This window comes from uncultured Cocleimonas sp. (assembly GCF_947495625.1).
In the GTDB taxonomy this organism is placed as follows: domain Bacteria; phylum Pseudomonadota; class Gammaproteobacteria; order Thiotrichales; family Thiotrichaceae; genus Cocleimonas.
In genome coordinates, this window is record NZ_CANLZW010000029.1 from 39,820 (window position 1) to 60,758 (window position 20,939).

Below are 20,939 nucleotides of genomic sequence, written 5' to 3' on the forward strand. Positions count from 1 at the left end.
TAGTTGGCACAGTCTGTGCTATATATTGGATGAACTTAAATTAATTGTTCATAGAAAAATAAATTTATTCAATAGGAGAAAAACATGCAAAAAGCATTATTAGGTCTAGCCGTTGCGTCAGCAATGGTACTTTCAACCTCAGTAGCACAAGCACAATGTGATCCAGGTGAAATGGTGATTAAATTCAGTCACGTGACCAATACTGACAAACATCCTAAAGGTATCGCTGCCAGCCTTCTCGAGAAGCGCGTCAACGAAGAAATGAATGGCAAAGCATGTATGGAGGTTTTCCCAAATTCAACACTTTATGATGACAAGAAAGTACTTGAAGCAATGCTAAATGGCGATGTCCAAATGGCTGCACCTTCATTGTCAAAGTTTGAGAAATTCACAAAGAAGTTCCGTATTTTCGATTTACCATTTGTATTTACAGATGTAGATGCTGTCGACCGTTTTCAAAACTCTGAAGATGGCGAGAAGCTATTGAATTCAATGAATCGTCGTGGTCTTAAAGGATTAGCTTTCTGGCACAATGGCATGAAGCAATTCTCTGCTAACAAGCCATTAATTAAACCAGAAGATGCTAAAGGCCTTAAGTTCCGCGTACAGGCTTCTGATGTTTTAGTTGCACAGATCGAGCAGTTAGGTGCTTCACCGCAAAAAATGTCATTTAAAGAAGTTTACGGTGGATTGCAGACTAAAGTAATCGATGGTCAATCAAACACATGGTCAAACATTTACGGTAAGAAGTTCTTTGAAGTTCAAGATGGAACGACTGAAACTAACCACGGAATCTTAGACTACTTGGTAGTAACATCTAGCAAGTGGTGGGATGGTCTTCCTGATGATGTACGTACTCAATTGGCTACTATTCTTAAAGAAGTAACTGCTGCTCGTAACGCTGAATCTACAAAAGTGAATAACGAGAACAAAGAAAACGTTATTAAAGCGGGTGGTGAAGTTCGTACTTTAACAGCTGAGCAACGCCAAGCTTGGGTTGATGCAATGAAGCCAGTATGGAAAAAGTTTGAAGGCGACATTGGTGAAGACTTAATGAACGCTGCACTTGCTGCTAACAAAGCATCAGAACCAACTGTCGAGCTTAGTCTTGAATCTTTATTAGAAAGAATAAATGCTTTAGAAACTAGAATTAAGGCTTTAGAGTCTAAGTAATTGATGCATATAAAGTAAATTGGCGGCCAGATTTATCTGGCCGTTTATAATTAAAAAATATAATTTTAATGTACTGAGGGGTAGTTATGACAAATGTTCCGCCCAATAAAATCGGACAGTTTGTAGACAACATCGAAGAAACCAGTATTGCGCTATGTCTGGGGTTGATGACACTTATCACTTTTGCCAATGTAATTGCCCGATATATTTTTAACGGAAATATTCTTTGGGCACTGGAAATCACTGTGTTTTTATTTGCTTGGCTAATATTAATGGGTGCCTCCTATGCGGTAAAAAAGCATATTCATATCGGTGTTGATGTTGTAATTAACATGCTTGCACCGGGGCCACGTAAAATTTTAGCCCTGATAGCCTGGGCTTCTTGCATGGCTTTCTCCATTTTATTATTAATTGGATCTTGGGATTACTGGTATCCATTTATTACTGAACGAGTCTGGTTAGAAACGGAAGATATTCCCATGCCTGAAATCTTTGCATTTTTAGGTGACTGGCTAAATGAAGGTGAAAAGTACGAGAAGATACCTCGCTTTATTCCTTATATGGCATTGCCATTAGGTATGGCCTTGATTACCTTCCGCTATTTACAAGTGGGTTGGAAAATATTTAAAGGGGATATCGATAAATTAATTGCTGCTCACGAAGTAGAAGACGATATAAAAGAACTTGAGCACGAAACAGCCGGAGGAAAAGACTAATGGATATTTTATTTCTATTCCTGATGGTTATCGGTTTTATGCTAATCGGAGTGCCGATTGCTATTTCGCTGGGCCTTTCCAGTATTATCTTTTTATTTATTCATTCAGATGCTTCACTGGCATCTGTTGCTCAAACGCTTTTTTCAGCATTTGAAGGGCATTACACATTGCTCGCAATCCCATTCTTTATCTTAGCTTCGGTGTTTATGTCTACCGGAGGTGTAGCGAAGAGAATTATTCGTTTTGCAATTGCCATGGTTGGTCATTTTCGCGGTGGTTTAGCAATGGCATCTGTTTTTGCCTGTATGATGTTTGCTGCGCTTTCAGGTTCATCACCAGCAACAGTTGTTGCTATCGGTTCGATCGTCATAGCTGGCATGGTGCAAGTGGGTTACACCAAAGAATTTGCTGCAGGCGTTATCTGTAATGCTGGTACTTTGGGAATCCTTATTCCTCCTTCAATCGTTATGGTTGTATATGCTGCCGCTACAGATGTATCAGTGGGTAGAATGTTCTTGGCAGGTGTTATTCCTGGTTTAATGGCTGGTGGCATGCTGATGATAGGCATTTATGTTGTGGCTCGCTGGAAAAACCTACCCGCGCAACCATGGGCTGGTGTTGGTGAAATATTTGCTGCGGCTAGAGATGCAATCTGGGGATTAATGCTTATTGTCATTATTCTTGGTGGTATCTACGGTGGTGTATTTACTCCTACGGAAGCTGCTGCGGTTGCAGCTATCTATGCTTTTTTGATTGCTAACTTTGTCTACAAAGACATGGGGCCATTTAAACAAAAGGGTAAAGGCGGCATAATGATTTTATGGCGTGGTCTTTCTGTTTTTTGGCATAAAGATACAAAGAAGAGTCTGCTAGAAGCCGGTAAATTGACAATTATGTTGTTGTTTATTATTGCCAATGCTTTGATCTTGAAGCATGTATTAACGGAAGAACGTGTACCACAGATGATTACCGAAGCGATGTTATCTGCTGGTTTTGGTCCGATCATGTTTTTGGTTATTGTGAATATTCTACTGCTTATCGGTGGGCAATTCATGGAGCCATCAGGACTGCTGATCATTGTTGCGCCGTTAGTTTTCCCAATCGCTATTCAGTTAGGAATAGATCCGATTCACCTCGGTATCATTATGGTGGTGAATATGGAAATAGGGATGATCACACCGCCCGTGGGACTCAACCTATTCGTCACCGCCGGAGTTGCTGGCATGTCGATGCTTAACGTAGTTAAAGCGGCTGCACCTTGGTTGTTGATCATGTTTATCTTCTTGATCATCGTAACCTACGTACCAGCTGTTTCTACATGGTTGCCAACGATGTTTATGGGGCCGGAGATAATTACCAAATAAGCTCTTGTCAAAAAAGTGCCTTAAAGGTGGGGGGTGTGATTATTTATCACATCCCCTTTTTTATTAGATAAATATTAATTACCGTTAAGCTAACTCAGCAAGTTTGCAGACTTGTTTGCTGTAAACTATCATTATGCTCAGCATGATAAATACAATTTCTCTACTGCTCTGTGGTTTCTCCGTAATAAGCGCTTTGGTGTTGATATTTACGCACCTAGACACAAACAGAAATCACTACCAAGGTAAATGGCTGTCCCGAATCGCAGGAGTAGTCTTGCTATTGGGTTTGGCATCGATGCAACTGATTCATTATGACTTTCTCGCTAATCAGGGAGATCTGGTGAATTCTCGATTATATGTGTTCTTATTATTTATCGTTTCGCCTGCGTTTTACTTTTTTATCAGAGATGTTTTGCGCGTTGAAAGCAGTTATCAACCGATACAGTTATTACACTTATTACCAGCGCTGATTTCACTGTTTATACCTTCAAATATTGCCCAACTTCTCGCATTTGTATTTGGGACAGGTTATGTGTTGTGGCTGGCTTACAGTATTTACTCCATAAGAGCACAACGCTCTCGTTTCAAATTAGAATTACTGGCTCTGTTAGCGATAGGCTTATTGGCCATTCTGGTTTTAATCATCGGTGTGTTGATGCCAGTAATAAGTGATTACGTTTTCTATACGAGTTACGCCACTCTGCTTGGCTTGAGTTTTGTCGTGATCGTATTTACCTTATTGCGCTTCCCCGATATCACTCAGGAAGTTGCTGAAGCCGCCGAAGCTGCCTATGCCACCAGTACGCTTAATAATCTGGATAGTGAAGCTCTGGTGCTTAAATTACGCCAGTTACTGGAAGTGGAAAAGCTGTACGCAGAGGATAATCTCAGCTTAGGTTTGCTCGCCGAGAAAATGGATATCAGCAATCATCAATTGTCCGAATTGATTAACACACGTTTCAAAAAGAGTTTCTCTCAACTGCTACGAGAATATCGTATTACCGAAGCCAAGCGCATGTTGATTGACGAGCCCAACGCATCGGTATTATCTATCGGTTTATCTACAGGTTTTACCTCACAATCTAACTTTTACACAGCGTTTAAAGAGTTAACGGGAATGGCACCTGGTAACTATCGGAAGACTAATAATAAATAGTTCTAGAAGTGCATCTATATAGCTTCGACTGCGATTTGATAGTGTTTCGTTCCTGAGTCTTGCTAAAAACCTGCTATAAGTAGGGGGGGTGACCTTTAAAATCACACCACACAACCTAACTTTGATTGAGGAGTAAATTACCATGCCGATGAATCCAATTAGCTGGTTTGAGATTTATGTAGACGATATAAACAGAGCTATAAAGTTTTATGAATCAGTATTTGCAGTCAAACTTGAAAGTCTCGAAGATCCAACAGATTCTGAAGAGGAGATGCAGATGATGGCTTTTCCTGCCGATATGGAAAGTTATGGCGCATCCGGTGCGCTAGTGAAAATGGAAGGTTTTCCTGCTGGTGGTAATAGCACTGTTGTGTATTTTGCCTGTGATGATTGCAGTATAGAAGAGTCGAGAGTGAAAGGTGCTGGAGGGAAGGTTCAACAAGCCAAAATGTCTATCGGCGAGTTTGGGTTTATCTCACTGGTGATGGATACCGAAGGTAATATTATTGGTTTGCATTCCATGAGTTAGTTTTTTGTCTAGTAAGTTGAGGTTATTTATATGGACTATATAGATGGGTTTGTCGTGGCAGTCCCGAATAAAAATAAAGACGCCTATATACAACACGCCACAGAAGCAGCGGCTCTATTTAGAGAATATGGCGCGTTAAACGTCGTGGAGTGCTGGGGTGATGATGTTCCTTCTGGAGAACTCACCTCTTTTCCCATGGCGGTTCAATGTAAAGAAGATGAGACCGTGGTTTTTTCCTGGATTGTCTGGCCATCCAAAGACGTGAGGAATGCAGGTATGGAAAAAGTCATGAAAGACCCGCGTATGGATATGCAGGAGGGTTCAATACCGTTTGATGGTAGCCGCCTTATCTTTGGTGGGTTTCAACGGGTGGTTAACGAATAGTCAAAGGTAAGACGCTTAGAAGTCGTTTTATAATGAGGGGTCGATAACCTCATAGTTAAGTGTTTTTCATTTGATATAAATAATGCCTCAAAGGTGGGGGTGTGATTAATTCAACACCCCCCGTCTTTGGGGCACTTTTTCTTCATTGATTCATCAAATTAATAAATATGGCATTAAGGACGTAGCGCTGAAATTGTTTTTCCATTAGCGGCTTTCAAGGTTAAAGAACCTTTAGAGTCGAATGAGAAATCATCTACAGAGCCGATGGCATTCAGAAACTGAATTTCCTGGCCATTAAGTTCTGGCTGGCAGGCTTTTTTTGTTACGGCTAAAGGTCCAACCGATAATTTTCCATTGTGTAATTTGTAGTCGCCATTGAAACGGTTACAACCAGCGAGTCCACTCAACTTTCCATCGGTTGAAAATGTCATGGTGGTTTCTGAATTATCAATCACAGATACTCCATTGATATCTCTGACTTGCCAGTTGATATTTAGTAAGTCCATGATGTTATCACTGGCTGTCACGGGCTTTACAGAAATCATGACAATTTCATCAAGCGTTTGTGAGGTCTTGCCTGAATCGACTGGGTTATTCGTATCGGTCGTCCAAAGTAAGCCATTATCCTTTCCACGAATTTCGGCTGTCATGGCATAGCTCTCTTGAGCTTTTAAACTGTCTTTGGGAATACTAAATTCATATTTGACGGGGATGGCGTTATCAGAAAGGTCGAATATTTGCTCTTCAATATTGATAGAGGATGCATCAGCGAGTGAGACGTTATTTAAACGAACATAAAGTTTAGATTCAGCCGGTGGAGTTACACTTTCACTGTAACTTACACTGCCGTTAATGGTGACGTTCTCTTGTTTTTCCGTTTGTTTATCAGTGCTTTTCTCTGATTTATTCTTATCCATACACGCACTTGTTAGCAATGTAGCGATAAATAAAAGTGAAAACAAAAATGGCGTTTTAAATTGATTCATTCATTCCCCTTAAATATTTTTAAGTATTAACTTATATATAACAATGTAGGACAGAAATAGTTTCAATTCATCGAAAAATTTTTAATATTGTTGTGCTCGAATAGCAGTATTAATAAAATCTGTAGGATTGGTTTTCACTACTTTTTCCTGAGTTTTTCCACTGCTAGCGATTAATAGAAATCAGATTCCATTATATTTGGATCATCAAATGACTAGGCTGGTGGAAGTCTATTAATAATATATTCTCCAATCGGAATTGCAGATGTCGCTGCGGGTGAAGGCGCATTGCATACATGTAAGCTTCTAGGGCTTTCTGCAAACAAGAAATCATGTACTAAGGTGCCATCATTCATTACAGCCTGGGCACGAATCCCTGCGGGATAAGGTGTTAAATCGTTGACGGTTAATTGCGGACAATATTTTTGAACCAGCTTTAGGTAGCCAGGTTTCCACCATGAGTTCCAGGTTTCAACAAGGCCAGTCTTATAATTAGCCTGTAGCACTTTCCAAAAACCTTTAAACCGAATCATGTCTAGTACATCGTGTAGGCTGATGTTAATTTTTCCGTAACCTTCACGCTTCCAACCTTGTACGGCATTCGGTCCTACGGTGACTGTTCCATCGATCATGCGCGTAAGATGTACCCCTAAAAAAGGTAATTCTGGATCAGGGATAGGGTAAATCAGGTGCTTAACAATATTGTTGTATTTTGCGGGTAGTTGGTAGTATTCACCACGAAATGGGATTATCTGGAAGTCCGTTTTTATCCCTAGCATTCGTGTCGTTCTGTCAGCCATTAATCCCGAACAAGTGATTAAAAAATCTGTTTTAAATTCCTCGCTCTTGCCTTCATGGTTTGCGAACACCGTCACGTGGTCTGCAGATTCATTAAGATCAGTGACTTCATGGTTTAAGCGCGCCTCACCTCCCAGTTTTTCAAACTGTTTGGCCATTGCCATGCTGACCTGTTGGTAGTTAACAATGCCGGTGTCTTTGGCAAAAATTGCACCGAGGCCGATGATATTTGGTTCGCGTTCTTTCAGCTGTGCTTGGGTTAATAACTCAACATCAAGACCATTCTCTAGGCAGCGTTCAAACAGTGCCCCCATACGTTCTAATTCGAGTTCATTGGTCGCTACTAAAAGCTTGCCGCATTGCTCGACTTTAATATTATGTTCGGCGCAAAATGCCAGAGTTGCAGCAACGCCGCGTTTGCAAAAATCCGCCTTCAGACTTCCGGGGGCGTAATAGACGCCAGCATGAATAACTCCGCTGTTATGGCCTGTTTGGTGTTTGGCAAATTGGTTTTCTTTTTCTAATAAGAGTATTTTTTTCTCAGGAAAAGATTGCTGTAACTGCATGGCAGTAGATAAACCGACAATGCCTCCGCCAACAATTACATAGTCATATTTTGTAGAGCTCACAATCTACCTCTTTGAGAAACACTAGGCTTCAGGCTATTTTTATCGATCATTATTTTCGTGGAGTAAGCGCTAAAAGGCTATTAGTTTGTGAAGTGACCACGCTGTCTAAGCAACTCACGACGCAAGCCTTCGTTTGCGACAAACTTATCGCGTCCGTGGAGCCAGATGTTGTTTTGTAACACCAGCATTGATCCGACATCAACACGAACACTAATGCAGTTTGTATCTGCTTCTAAGGATTTTCCCATTTCATACAGGTACAGACCTTGTTCACGATTTTGTGGTTCGACAAATTGATCAATGAAGGACAAGCGTGGCCCACCCTTATTATCACTATCACCATCGATATCCTCATCAAGAAAAACGGGGTGATACACTTTAGTCGGTGTGTTTTTGCTCGGTGGTGAACCCCATTGCATATCTTGTTTCGCCAGAGGGTGATTGTAAAACTTGTCTAACTCTTCCCAGTCATCCAGATGCAAGATTAGTGAGTCACCACCTTCCATATTTTCTTCTGCCATTTTCGTCATTAATACGAAATCTGTTTTCTCATCAACATAGGTGCCATCGTTGTGTAGCTCCATACGGCGATGTGCCTGGCGTAAGTAGCTATCGCTGTTGTCTTTGTTTTCAACCGTGAAGCGCGCATAATATTTATTCATCATCGCGTCATGATTGGGTAAGCCAACAATATGAGAGATTGCGGTTGATAGCTGAACATGAAAGTCACCGGTTTCATACGCTTCTTCAGGCGTTGTTGGTTGGTCTTCATACTCAAGTAAAAAGGCACCTGTTTCGCGACTTTTTACTATGCTGTTTAAAGTCTCTCCCAAGGTGAATTTAGTCAGTTCATTGAGCGTTTCTGCAATTGCAAACCGTAGAAAGGGTTTGTATTCGAGCGCTTGAACGGAAAAGTCTTCACATTTGTTTTTGAAAGTAGCAATGGTTTCTCGAGACAAAGTAACAACCTGAAGACGTGCACTGGCTGAAGAAGGCTTAACGCTGAACCCCTTTGGTTTAGCGATATTAATAAGGTGTAGGTCTGGCGAATTCATGGCGATCTCATTTGCGATAAAAAGTGAATACGAATAATGTCGACATTCTATATTAATGTCAATATTTTGATTTATTTAAGTCATTTAACTTTTATGTCAATAAAGAATAGAATACGTCTATTCTTATCACTTTAACTGACTTTAATGGGTTCTGTAATCTCATCAATGACTAAAAATATCGATAAATCCACAGCTAAACCCATAGTAAATCCCTCTGAAACGACTGATAGCTTTTCCTCTCAGGTTCTTCAACAGCTAAAGGGCGATATCCTCAGTGGTTATTTTGCGCCTGGCGAAAAACTTAAAATGGCTATTCTAAAAGAACGCTATGCCGTCGGAATAAGCCCTTTGCGTGAGGCATTGTCTCAACTGTTGGTGGAACAGCTGGTGGTTGTAGAAAATCAGCGAGGTTTTAAAGTACATCCTATTTCCTTGGCAGAGATGATAGACATCTATCAAACCAGATCACATATTGAGGCGCTTTGCGTTGAGCTAGCCATTGCCAATGGGAATGATGAATGGGAGGCTTCGATTGTTGCGGCCAATCACCTTCTGAAGAAATCAGGAGAGTTATTAGAAAAAACAGACGATGACGTACAACAGTGGGAAGCAATTCATCAGAAATTCCATACTGCGATTGCCAGTGGCTGTGGTTCTGCAACGTTATTACAGGTGAGGCGATCTCTTTATGAAAAAGCTTCACGGTATCGGAATCTATGGCTGAAAAAGAATATGTCTGATCACGGCGTTTATGATGCCAACAGACAAGAACATGATGACCTGGTTGAGGCTTTACTCGATCGCAATCAAGAGAAGGCAATCGAAATCATCAAACAACATTTGTTGATCCCGAGCCTTTTATTGCAAGAAAGTAAACCTTCATTGTTTTAAGCCACCCTGACTGTTTTAGCTAAAAGCTGTTCTAACAAAAAATAGGTCTAACTAAAAAAGTGCCCCAAAGTAGGGGGGGTGACTATCTTCTCCATGGTTTATCTATGTTTAACAATGATTTAATCAGTGATTAACTCTCAATACATTCGGGAATTGGAGTAAGCACCGTTCCTTCGCGCAAATGCTGCAATAAATTCTCGACCGCAAGATTTCCCATTGCGGTGCGTGTTTCCTGAGTGGCGCTGCCGATATGTGGTGTCAGTACCGTATTTTTTAAGTCTCGTAATCTTTTGGGGATTACCGGCTCGTTTTCAAAAACGTCTAAACCCGCCCAGCCCAGTTTGCCATTTTCTAAACAATCGATCATTGCTGATTCGTCAACCACACTACCACGGGATACGTTGACGAGCACACCCTCGGGACCTAATGCTTCCATGACTTCTCGGTTAACTAGATGTTTGGTTTCTGGGCCGCCGGTGGTGATACAAATCATTGCATCGGCTTCTTTTGCCATGTCGATTAGCTTGGGGAAGTATTCGTAAGGAACATCTTTTTTGCTGCGTCCGTGGTAAAGAATACGTGTATTAAATGGCGTTAGTTTGTCAGCGATAGCTTGTCCGATACGACCTAATCCTAGAATACCTATTGTGCGATTATCAGCTGTGCGCGATAGTGGCGCTTTGCCTTGTTCCCATCGTCCCGAGCGTGCGTGCGCTTCATTGAAGTTAAAGTCGCGATAACATGCGAGTAACAGTAAAAGTGCGGTAGTAGAGGTTTCGGCATTCAGTACATTAGGGGTATGTGTGACTAGAATGCCTTTCTCTTTTATCAGCGGAATATTAATCGAATCATAACCAACGCTGTAATTACTGATTAATTCAAGATTAGGAAGTGCATCCATACATTCTGGTTTGATACCTTCGTGACCGCTAGTAAGTACGTATTTGAAGCTTTCACCGTGTGTTTGTAACCAGCTTGCCGGATCATCTAAATCATAAGCAAATTGAAGCGAAAACGCTGTGCTGAGTTGCTCTTCCATTTCGGGCGTTATTTTTCCGGTGACGAATAGGTTTTGCATAGTTTTTCCTACTGCTGTTTTTGTCATTTATGGATGACTTATAGATGATTAATAGAAGTTTTGCTTCCTGCTTTTAGGTTTTAATCTGGGTTTTTAAAGTAATGATCGAGAACTTCAGTCTCTACGCCTAAACCAGGTAAATCAGCGAGCGATATTTGACCATCGACTGGAGTGATAGGGAAGACATCTTCACGCAATGGGTTGTGATTGTTATCGACTTCTAAAACGCCCGGAACACCAGAGCCACTGGCGGCTAGAATATGAGCTGATGCCGCAAGGGCAATACCGCCACCTAATGAATGTGGGCAATAGACTTTACCTGATTGGTTGGCGTTTACAGCAACCTCATGGCCTTTGGTGATGCCACCCCATTTGCAAACATCGGGTTGAAAGATATCCATCCAGTTGCCATCGATCGCCTGATCAAACTCAAGCATGTCATCAAAGTTTTCTCCGCCTGCAACGTTAGTGGTGCAGGCCTTTTTGAAAGCGATCCAGTCGTTTAGCGGTGCGTCTTTTCTTAGAGGTTCTTCAATCCAGCGAGGATTAAATGCTTGAACATCAGGCAATTCGTTTAAGGCAGTCTCGATGTCCCACGCTTGATTGACATCGACCATCAGCTCCTGACCGTCAGACATCGTGTCTCTTGCATCCTGAAGGTTGTTGAGATCAGTCTCTTTGCCAAACCCAATTTTCAGTTTGAAACGGCTGTGCCCCATCGCTTGTAGCTTGGCAACTGTTTCACCAGTATTTTTGGGATTAATACCACTGGCATAAACATCAATGATATTTGTCGATTCATTAAGGAGATTATGCAAAGAGATGTTGTGGCGTTTGGCAACTAGGTCCCATATTGCGATATCCAGACCGCAAATTGCTTGCGCTATTGGACCAAACTCGCCTGTTTGCAGTGCCAGTATATGCATCGAATTTGTTATCTGTTCGAATGTTGCCTGAGGTGAATCGAAATGTTTATCATGAACGCGCGGTATGATTTCTGAGGCAAATAACTTGGCGCGATGATCGGCTCCGCATGCGGGAAAATTACACCAAATCTCCCCATAGCCAAAAGCACCTTGATCATCTTGAATACGTACAAAAACGGCGGGCCTTTCCGTCATCGTTCCAAAAGAGGTTTTAACCGGTGTTTCGATCTTGAATCGTTTGATCACAACATCCAGCTTCTTGATAGTGATCGATAGATCTAATTTGTTGTATAAAGGATTTATCATTCAAAACACCCGCTTTATTATAAGAAAATCAAATGTGACGTTATTAAGCTTATTGCGAAATAATTCACTTATTAGATAGTAGTTCCTAATGTTTTAGTGTGATGGATATTTTCTGTAATTTTTTATTAAAGTTTGAATGACTAGGGACTTGTTAAGAACAATATCTTGATTTAATTCGGAGCATTAGTTCCTTTTGTTATTTCAAAAGCGAAATGAGCCGAGTTTTAATGATGCCTTTAAGAAGGGCAGCCGTAGCTGAATAAAAAAGCCCTAAAAGTAGGGGGGTGACTTTAAACTCTATAGGGTTGTCTTAAGTATGCAACTTGCTTCTTTGTTGTAGAGCGTGGACGTTCAATTTTAAGTAGTTCTATGCTTTCAATGAGGTTTTTTACTTCTGCTTGTGGAAAGATCACAGTGTCTATTGATTTTATGTACTCAATATAACTTACATCCAGCACATTCTCTGGCATTGTTGTTTTGAAAGAACTGTTCCCGGTAAACGCAATGATTGAATGAAACTTATCATCTGTTAAATCCAGCATATGCGCCAAAGCTTTTATGTGTTTATGGTTTTTATGCAGTGGATTCTGGAACTTGAATTTTCCGCTAGAGGTTGATTGTACCCAGTCCTTTTCGTGTTCTCCTCCAAAAATCCAGCCTTTCATGTATTTAGTATCCACCACAAAAATACCATACGGAGAGACGAGTAAATGGTCAATTTGGGTTGTACCACTCAAGGCAGGCATACTGATATCGTTAATAAGGTGATATTCGTTTTTATTGAGATTTTTGATAATTGACTGATTTATATTTGGTCCTTCTATTAATCCTTTAAAAGCCGGAGAGTTCAGATATATAGCGAGAATAGCGATAAGGGCAGAAATTATTAAATAGTGCATGTGAGTATTTTTTTATTATTTGTGTGCAATGCATTTTAATATATGTCTCATTGGTTTTAATATTTTTTCAGATAATTGGTAAGTTAAAAAGTGCCTAATTACCTGTTAAGCACTTCAAGCCTTATTCAGATAAAACCAATTATCGAACTTATAAAAGATATTATTAAAGACATTATTAAAAATTGTCGCGTAAAATCATCATCGATCCCATTTCACCGATCATCATTGATGGGGCGGATGTATTGCCACTAATTAATTTTGGCATTATCGAGGCATCTATCACGCGTAAATTGTTCATCCCGATGACTTTTAAGGACTTTGGGTCTACCACTGCCATCTCGTCAATTCCCATTTTACAAGTACCGACAGGATGATAAACCGTGGTGGTGGTTTGCTTAAGATATTCTAAAATTTCTTCATCGGTTTGTACGTCTTTTCCTGGTGCCATTTCTTTGCCGCGTTTTTCATCAAATACAGGTGACGCAAGAACCTCACGCGCTTTTTTGACTCCTTCTATGAGTACTTTCTGGTCCTGTTCTTTAGCAAAAAAATTGTAGTCGATAATGACGTTGCGATGAGTGCCATCATTGGCTAATTTCACGGTACCTTTGCTTTGCGGTCTCAATACACAAGTGAAGATGGAATAACCATGGCCAAATTCAAAGCTTTTGCCTCGGTGACTTCTGTACAGGGGTGTAAAGTGAAATTGTATATCGGGATCATCATTGGCTTGCTCGGCGAACTTGGTTTTGGCAAAGCCTCCTACTTCTGTGTAATTCGTTGTCCACCAGCCCATACGTTTTAATATGTATTTGAAGGGCGCTGGAATTACATGCGGTAGTAAAGTCCTTAGTGAAACACCAATTGAACTGGCGCTGTTTGAGCGAACAGTCACCATGCTATCTATATGATCCTGAAGGTTTTCCCCAACTCCTTTTAAATCTTTTTTACATTCAATACCTAATTCTTTTAATTCATCGGCATTTCCGATACCTGATGCCATCAATATACGTGGAGAAGAAATAACGCCTGAACTCAAAATTACTTCTTTATTGCATTGAAGAACTTTTGCTTCACCATTTTGTTCTATCTTGATACTGGTGACGTTGTCACCCTCAATATTTAAAGATAAAACTTCCGTGTTTGTCATAACCGTAAGGTTTGATCGAGAATCGAGTACTGGTTTTACAAATGCGGTGTAACTGCTGACTCGCTCGCCATTTTTTTGTTTTAAATTGAACGTGCCTAAGCCTAATTGAGTTTTCCCGTTAAAGTCAGTATTTTCAGGAAGCCCAATGTGCTCTCCTGCAGATACAAATAGTTGTCCTACTTTGTTGGTATCTTGGGGTTTAACAACAGTAACTTCACCGTCAAAACCATGAAACTCAGGGCTTTGACCGACTTCATTCTTTTCCAGTTTTTTAAAAACAGGAAGAACATCATCATAAGACCAACCTTCGCAGCCAAGTTGCTCCCAGGTGTCATAGTCTTTACGATTCCCTCGGATATAAACCATATTGTTTATCGAGGTTGAGCCACCCAAACCTTTGCCACGATTGACTGTAATCACACGATTATTCAGGTGTTTTTGTGGTGCACCTTGGTACTTAAAGTCATGGTTTTTATTGTTATAGCTAATAAAAACGCCGGCAGGAATTGATACCCAAGGTTGTTTGTTGCTACCACCTGCTTCTATTAAACAGACTGTAACCTTAGGATCAGCGCTCAAACGATTGGCTACTACGCAGCCCGATGCTCCGGCGCCGACAATTATGTAATCAAATGACTTCATTAACTTTTCTCTTGAAAATTCACTTTAAATTTCTAAACAGTTTAGTGACCCCAAACATTGCTTCCAGACTTTCTATACGATCACGACTGCTATCCCAGCTTTGGTTTTGAATCTGCGCCAATAACGATTCTACGATGAAAGTAATGGCTATCGTGGAATCTAAACTGGATGGCACTTCAACAAGGGACTTGAAACAATATTCAGCATGCTTCTCGATGGGTGAGCCCCATTGATCAGTAAATAAAATTATCGTACATCCTCTCTCTTTGACTAAATGAGCGAGTTTTTGCAGGTCTTTTTCGTATCGTCTTATGTCGAAAATAATCAGTATGGAGCTCTCGTCCATATCTAGTATATATTGTGGCCAAACATTAGAAGACTCACTTAATAACGTAACTTTAGGTCTGATTATCTGTAAATGATTATAAAAATAATCTGCGTTCGAACGCGTAATCCTACCTCCGGCTAGAAATATTCTTCTTGAGGTATCTCCTAAAATATCTGCAACGGAATCAAATGCAGTCTGGTCTAATCTATCTAACGTATGCCTTAAATTAGCCGCAACAGCATCTGCAAATTGATGTGAAATATGCTTATTTGAAGATTCAGTAATCCATGAATCATGCTTTGAAACAGGTTTCTTTATTTGAGCCGCTACTTCCTCTCTTAATGCTTCCTGCATTTTAGAAAAACCATCAAACCCCAGTTTTTTTGCCAGTCTGACTACTGTAGGTGTGGAAACCTTGGCTATAGAGGCTAAGGAAGTAATCGATTGCATTCCAGCTACTGGGTAATCAGTGAGTAAAATACTGGCTACTTGACGTTCTGAATGCGTTAATTCATCCATGCAATCGCTCAAAATGTCTTTAACAATACCTGTGCCTGATTTCATAAATACTTCCCTCAAAGAATGTGCGTATTTCTTATGGAATAGACTTTATCAGAAATAATATTGACAGTGTTAAAGTAAATGTACAGAATTGTACATAATGGAAAATCATAATACATCGATTAATTTATTTTCTGAACATAGCATTGAGTCGGCCAGATTAATTAACCCTGACGGCAAAGCTCCGATTGTTTTGATCTGTGAGCATGCTTCTAATTTTATTCCACCATTTTTAAATGATCTTGGTTTAAATCAAGAAGGCTTAGTATCACATGCCGCATGGGATATTGGTGCTTATGAAATGGCCTGTGAAGTTAGTGAGCTACTTGATGCGCCATTGATAGCAGCGAAAGTTTCAAGACTGGTATACGATTGTAATAGAGCACCTGAGTCAGGTATTGGTATACCTAGTAAAAGTGAAGTTATTGATGTTCCTGGTAACAAAAACTTAAGTGAAATCGAAATAAATGAACGGGTTAAGTATGTATACGAACCCTTTCATGAGTTGATAAATCAGACAATTTACAACCCTGATCGCTTGGCACTTTCAACACAGCATGCTACTCCAGCGATAATCACAATACATAGCTTTACTCCGGTCTATTTTGGTGAGAAGCGTTCTGTAGAGTTAGGAATACTGCATGACAAAGATGATCGCCTAGCGAAACTAGTGATGGGGGAAGTGAAGAATCGAACTCAATTAAAGGCAGAGTTTAACGCTCCCTACGATGTGAGTGACAATGTCATGCATACGATAAATAAACATGCCCAAGATAAAAAATTCATGAATGTGATGATAGAAATCAAGAATGATTTGCTTTCCAATTCATCAGATATTAACGCTATGGCTGTAGATTTAAGCACTTCCATTTACGAAGCTTTAGCAAATGCATAGACGTCTAGCGCTAATTTTTAGGGCTAATTTACAAAAGGTGAAAAGATAAAAATGACTGAAACCAAACAACTTACCTTTGAGGCTTTAAAGTCTGACGTTAATGATGGAATTATCGATACTGTTCTGGTCTGCCTCGTTGACATGCAAGGACGCCTTATGGGAAAAAGATTCCATGCTCAAAGTTTTGTTGAGAGTGCGTATCAGGAGACTCACTGTTGTACTTATTTGCTGGCAACAGATTTAGAGATGGCAACCCCTGATGGTTATGCCTCCACTAGTTGGGAAGCAGGCTATGGCGATTATGTGATGAAGCCTGACTTATCTACTTTAAGATATGTACCATGGCTTGAAGGGACTGCAATGGTTTTGTGTGATGTGATTGATCATAGTACTCATAAACCAGTGCCTCACTCACCAAGAGAAATGCTTAAAGGTCAAATAGCAAAATTAGCAAGTCTTGGTTATACGGCATATATGGCAACAGAATTAGAGTTCTTTTTATTCAAAGAAAGCTTTGAAGAACTAGCGAATAGCAACTACAAGCAAATGACGCCTATTGGTGCTTATAACGAAGATTACCATATCTTTCAAACCACTAAAGAAGAAGGTGTTATGCGCCCACTGAGAAACCATTTATATGAAATGGGTATCCCAGTTGAAGGATCGAAAGGCGAAGCTGAAGCAGGGCAGGAAGAACTCAATATTAAATACGATGATGCCCTCGCATGTGCTGATCATCATACGATCGCAAAACATGCGACTAAAGAGATCTCTTGGCAACAAGGTCATGCAGTAACCTTTTTACCTAAATGGGATCATAAGCGTATCGGTAGTTCTTCTCATGTGCATCAGTCTTTATGGAAAGATGGAAATTCGATTTTTTTTGATGAAAAATGCGAATTAGGTAAATCTGAAATTATGGATAATTACTTAGCCGGTTTAATTGCCTACGCGACTGATTACACCTATTTTATGGCGCCTTATGTAAATAGTTATAAACGATTTGCCAAAGGTAGCTTTGCTCCTACAAAAATTGTTTGGTCTGTAGATAACCGAACAGCAGCCTTCAGGTTGTGTGGAGCAGGTAGTTCAGCAATTAGAGTTGAGTGTAGAGTGCCCGGGTCGGATATGAATCCATATTTAGCACAATCAGCAATGTTAGCTGCGGGTATAAAAGGCATTGAAGAAAAGATGAAACTTCCACCAGAATTCACTGGCAATGTTTATAAGGATTCCGAAGCTGAGTCAATCCCAGGCAATTTATATAAAGCAATAGAGACCTTGAGGGCATCGAGTATGCTCAAAGAAGCCTTTGGCGAGGAAGTCGTTAAACATTACGTGAGATGTGGCGAAGTAGAAATAGAAGAATTTGAAAAAGTTGTCACTGATTGGGAAGTTAAACGTGGCTTTGAGAGAGTATAAGAATAATGGCTAACACTAAGATTTTAAAATGCATATCTCCCATTGATGGGAGTTTATATGCGGAGCGTGAAACCTTTACCAGCATAGAAGCTCATGAAGCAGCGAAACGAGCCAAAGTGGCCCAGGTTGAATGGGGAAAAAAGTCCATAAAAGAAAGATCTGATTTGGTGAATCTGGGCGTTTTAAAATTAGGTGAAATTCAGGAAGAAACAACCATAGAATTAGCCCATCAGATGGGACGCCCCATTCGGTATGGTGGTGAATATTCAGGTTTTCAGTTTCGCGCTGATACCATGGCCGACCTTGCCGAAAAAGCATTAGCTCCAATCATTGTGGAAGATAGTGATGCCTTTGTTCGAAGAATTGATCGCATTCCTTTGGGTGTAGTGCTTGTAATCGCACCATGGAATTATCCCTATATGACAGCGGTAAACACAGTGGTTCCTGCACTTATTGCTGGCAATTCTGTTCTGTTAAAACATTCTGAGCAGACTTTATTAGTGGGTGAACGTATAGAAAAAGCATTTCATGAAGCGGGAATTTCGAAAGATGTGTTTCAAAATGTTTTACTTAGTCATGAAACGACAGGAGAGCTAATCAGTTCTAGCGCTTTTGATTTTGTTAACTTTACCGGATCAGTAGGCGGTGGCAAGGCGATGGAAATTGCGGCAGCCGGAACCTTTACGGGTGTGGGTACAGAATTGGGCGGTAAAGACCCCGGCTATGTTCGAGAAGATGCAGATCTGGATGCCGCAGTCGATACCTTAATTGATGGTGCAATGTATAACGCGGGTCAATGTTGTTGTGGCATCGAGCGCATCTACGTACATGAGAGTTTATTTGATGCGTTTGTTGAGAAAGCGACAGCGATTGTTAAAGGCTATAAATTAGGCAACCCACTGGATCCAGAAACAACGATTGGACCAATGGCGACCGCACGTTCTGCCAACGAAGTGCGTGCGCAGATTGATGAGGCGATAGAGCAGGGCGCAAAGCGTTGCGTAGATGTGTTTGCTGAAGATGATGGTGGTGCCTATTTGAGCCCTACAATTTTAATCAATGTTAATCATGATATGAAAGTCATGCGCGAAGAATCATTCGGCCCGGTCGTTGGGATCATGTCGGTCAAAGATGATGCTGAAGCTATAGCGCTGATGAACGATAGCGAATTTGGCTTAACCGCTTCTATTTGGACTAAGGATACGGATAAGGCTTACGAGATTGGTTCACAGATTGAAACTGGCACCGTGTATATGAATCGTTGTGATTTTGTAGACCCTGAGTTGTGTTGGACAGGTTGCAAAGATACAGGACGAGGTGGCGGCCTATCAGTTATCGGATATCATAATTTAACCCGACCCAAGTCATTCCATCTAAAGAAACAATGAGAGTGATTGAGTTATCTCAATTTCACAGACCCCTAAATACCTGATTTATTAAGTTTATACTTAATATTGATCTAGTGGTTCAGCTGATTCAAGTCAGTGCAAATAGAAAGTTGATACCATTTTTTTAATTATTTAATAACTAATATCTTAGTAAGATATCACGCTTTTATATATACCCTCCCTAGTACAAATTGACTATTCTTTAAAAACTAAATCTATTATATGGTTGATAGTGGAACGTTGGTCTATTGAGGTATAAAAAATGAAAACTATGGATTTTATCTCGCTCAGTTCAAATACTGAGGAACCGCATATACGTTCTTATCTTTTAATGCCGGGTATAGTTTTATTTGCTAGTGTTCTTACGATTAGTAATGCTCAGGCCAGAGATATGTATAGGGTTGCACCTATTGAAGTCGTCGTATACGAAGGAAAACCTATCGATTACTCAAGTCAGTCAGATGTAATAGTTATTGAAGAAAATCATTCACAAAATACTTATGAAAATGTGGTGGTGATTGAGACATATACTGATGATTTATCAAGCCCATCTAATTCAACCGCTGTTGCTAAAAGTACAACGCCTACTACTCAACAGCGAGAAGCGTTGAGTAATGAACGGTTAGCTCAAACTAAAGCACAAACTGCTCAACGTGCAAAAGCTCAGCTAAACCAGCCGAAAGCTAAACCCGTGGTGGCTCAAAGCAGGAATTTAATTGCGCAGAATACACTTCAATATAAACAAAATCAGCCTAGTAAAAATTTAGCTCCAAAAGCAGAAAGTACAGACGCCGAGCTTATGGCTTATTATGTAAAGTTTTTTGGAAAGCAGAATAACAAAGTCTCAAAGCAAGAAACCTCTTTGACAAATCTGTCTGTTAAACAAAAACCAATTAAACAAGTTGTTTATAAAAAAGCGAAACCCCAAAAAACTCAACTGGCTAAGTCAGCTCCAAAGAGGAGAACTTCACAACTAATATCCAAAAAATTATCAGTAACCAAGATGATAAATGCCAATGTGGAAGGGAAAGATCCTGAGTTAGTAGCGTTTTACATGGGTATCTTTGGAGCTCAAAAGAATACTTTGTCCAAGAAACCTAGCCGGTCGATTCAATTAGCTGTCAAACAAACACCCAGTAAAATAGTTAAGAAAAAGACTAAACTAAAAGTTAATCCAAAGTCTAATTTGAAGAAAATTCAGTTGGCAAAGAGGACTTCAAAAAATAAAGATCCGGAATTAGTCGCTTTTTATGAACAGGTGTTTGGCAATGATAAATTAAGCTCATCTAAACACGTTCCTGTTGTTGTGAATTCAAAAGCAAAAGATCCTGAGTTAGTAGCGTTTTATGAGCGGGAATTTGGTAAAATCATGAATAACACAAAAGTGGCGATGCTAAACAAAAAAGTCAGCAATAAAGTAAAGATTGTAGCGAGCTCTAAATCAGATAAAAAACTTAACCTAAAGAAGAAGGTTAAAGGAAAAACTAAAAATTCAATGAGTACAGCGGCAGTAGAGCTTCAAAATCTGATTGATGAGTTAACGAGCAAAAATATCATCTAAGGCATACTTAAATATAAAATAAAAAAAGGCCTAAAAGGTGATGAGATGGTCTCCTCCTCTTTAATGCGGCATCAAAGTGCCATAATTGGAGATGTAAATCATTCA

Annotated in this window: 19 protein-coding genes; 11 read left to right on the plus strand and 8 right to left on the minus strand. The window is 40.1% G+C overall.

Annotated features, from left to right (window positions below; genetic code table 11):
- Positions 1–84: 84 nt before the first annotated feature.
- The 6 genes from Q1A31_RS15445 (at position 85) to Q1A31_RS15470 (ending at position 5,322) form a co-directional block, all read left to right on the plus strand.
- A complete protein-coding gene (locus Q1A31_RS15445; RefSeq protein WP_299878675.1) occupies positions 85–1,173 on the plus strand; it encodes a TRAP transporter substrate-binding protein in 1,089 nt (362 codons plus the stop codon).
- 86 nt (positions 1,174–1,259) lie between these two features.
- Entirely contained in the window at positions 1,260–1,889 is a 630-nt protein-coding gene (locus tag Q1A31_RS15450; RefSeq protein ID WP_299878678.1) for a TRAP transporter small permease, read from the plus strand.
- The gene (locus Q1A31_RS15455; protein WP_299878680.1) at positions 1,889–3,253 is read left to right on the plus strand and encodes a TRAP transporter large permease; all 1,365 of its coding nucleotides are present in this window, start codon (positions 1,889–1,891) and stop codon (positions 3,251–3,253) included. The genes Q1A31_RS15450 and Q1A31_RS15455 overlap by 1 nt, the downstream gene beginning before the upstream one ends.
- Positions 3,254–3,395: 142 nt before the next feature.
- Positions 3,396–4,409, plus strand: a complete 1,014-nt coding sequence (locus Q1A31_RS15460) for an AraC family transcriptional regulator (protein WP_299878683.1) — start codon at positions 3,396–3,398, stop codon at positions 4,407–4,409.
- A gap of 142 nt (positions 4,410–4,551) precedes the next feature.
- Positions 4,552–4,938, plus strand: a complete 387-nt coding sequence (locus Q1A31_RS15465; RefSeq protein ID WP_299878686.1) for a VOC family protein — start codon at positions 4,552–4,554, stop codon at positions 4,936–4,938.
- 30 nt (positions 4,939–4,968) lie between these two features.
- Positions 4,969–5,322, plus strand: coding sequence for a DUF1428 domain-containing protein (locus tag Q1A31_RS15470; protein WP_299878689.1), 354 nt, complete (start codon positions 4,969–4,971; stop codon positions 5,320–5,322).
- 173 nt (positions 5,323–5,495) lie between these two features.
- Here Q1A31_RS15470 and Q1A31_RS15475 read toward each other — a convergent pair whose 3' ends face one another.
- The 3 genes from Q1A31_RS15475 to glaH form a co-directional block, all read right to left on the minus strand.
- Positions 5,496–6,308 (minus strand): META domain-containing protein, encoded by an 813-nt coding sequence (locus Q1A31_RS15475; RefSeq protein WP_299878693.1) that lies wholly within the window; start codon positions 6,306–6,308, stop codon positions 5,496–5,498.
- A 212-nt stretch (positions 6,309–6,520) separates the two neighbouring features.
- Complete coding sequence (lhgO, locus tag Q1A31_RS15480) at positions 6,521–7,732, minus strand: L-2-hydroxyglutarate oxidase (protein ID WP_299878696.1); 1,212 nt, start codon at positions 7,730–7,732, stop codon at positions 6,521–6,523.
- Positions 7,733–7,812: 80 nt separating this feature from the next.
- Positions 7,813–8,787 (minus strand): glutarate dioxygenase GlaH, encoded by a 975-nt coding sequence (gene glaH / locus Q1A31_RS15485; protein ID WP_299878699.1) that lies wholly within the window; start codon positions 8,785–8,787, stop codon positions 7,813–7,815.
- 144 nt (positions 8,788–8,931) lie between these two features.
- Between glaH and csiR the strand changes: the two genes are divergently transcribed.
- Entirely contained in the window at positions 8,932–9,678 is a 747-nt protein-coding gene (gene csiR / locus Q1A31_RS15490) for a DNA-binding transcriptional regulator CsiR (protein ID WP_299878702.1), read from the plus strand.
- A gap of 130 nt (positions 9,679–9,808) precedes the next feature.
- Here csiR and Q1A31_RS15495 read toward each other — a convergent pair whose 3' ends face one another.
- From Q1A31_RS15495 to Q1A31_RS15515, 5 genes are all read right to left on the minus strand, one after another.
- Entirely contained in the window at positions 9,809–10,756 is a 948-nt protein-coding gene (locus Q1A31_RS15495; protein WP_299878705.1) for a 2-hydroxyacid dehydrogenase, read from the minus strand.
- Positions 10,757–10,836: 80 nt separating this feature from the next.
- The gene (locus Q1A31_RS15500) at positions 10,837–11,988 is read right to left on the minus strand and encodes a mandelate racemase/muconate lactonizing enzyme family protein (protein WP_299878708.1); all 1,152 of its coding nucleotides are present in this window, start codon (positions 11,986–11,988) and stop codon (positions 10,837–10,839) included.
- A 290-nt stretch (positions 11,989–12,278) separates the two neighbouring features.
- Positions 12,279–12,887: a nuclease-related domain-containing protein gene (locus Q1A31_RS15505; RefSeq protein WP_299878711.1), complete on the minus strand. Its 609-nt coding sequence runs from the start codon at positions 12,885–12,887 to the stop codon at positions 12,279–12,281.
- Between the two features lie 175 nt (positions 12,888–13,062).
- Positions 13,063–14,679, minus strand: a complete 1,617-nt coding sequence (locus Q1A31_RS15510; RefSeq protein WP_299878713.1) for a GMC family oxidoreductase — start codon at positions 14,677–14,679, stop codon at positions 13,063–13,065.
- Positions 14,680–14,698: 19 nt separating this feature from the next.
- Positions 14,699–15,571 (minus strand): MurR/RpiR family transcriptional regulator, encoded by an 873-nt coding sequence (locus tag Q1A31_RS15515; protein ID WP_299878716.1) that lies wholly within the window; start codon positions 15,569–15,571, stop codon positions 14,699–14,701.
- Between the two features lie 97 nt (positions 15,572–15,668).
- On the opposite strand from Q1A31_RS15515, the gene Q1A31_RS15520 reads away from it, so the two are divergent.
- The 4 genes from Q1A31_RS15520 (at position 15,669) to Q1A31_RS15535 (ending at position 20,834) form a co-directional block, all read left to right on the plus strand.
- Positions 15,669–16,463 (plus strand): N-formylglutamate amidohydrolase, encoded by a 795-nt coding sequence (locus tag Q1A31_RS15520; protein WP_299878718.1) that lies wholly within the window; start codon positions 15,669–15,671, stop codon positions 16,461–16,463.
- 51 nt (positions 16,464–16,514) lie between these two features.
- Entirely contained in the window at positions 16,515–17,885 is a 1,371-nt protein-coding gene (locus tag Q1A31_RS15525; RefSeq protein ID WP_299878721.1) for a glutamine synthetase family protein, read from the plus strand.
- Between the two features lie 5 nt (positions 17,886–17,890).
- The gene (locus Q1A31_RS15530) at positions 17,891–19,273 is read left to right on the plus strand and encodes an aldehyde dehydrogenase family protein (RefSeq protein WP_299878724.1); all 1,383 of its coding nucleotides are present in this window, start codon (positions 17,891–17,893) and stop codon (positions 19,271–19,273) included.
- 262 nt (positions 19,274–19,535) lie between these two features.
- Positions 19,536–20,834: a hypothetical protein gene (locus Q1A31_RS15535; protein WP_299878727.1), complete on the plus strand. Its 1,299-nt coding sequence runs from the start codon at positions 19,536–19,538 to the stop codon at positions 20,832–20,834.
- The last annotated feature ends 105 nt before the right edge of the window (positions 20,835–20,939 follow it).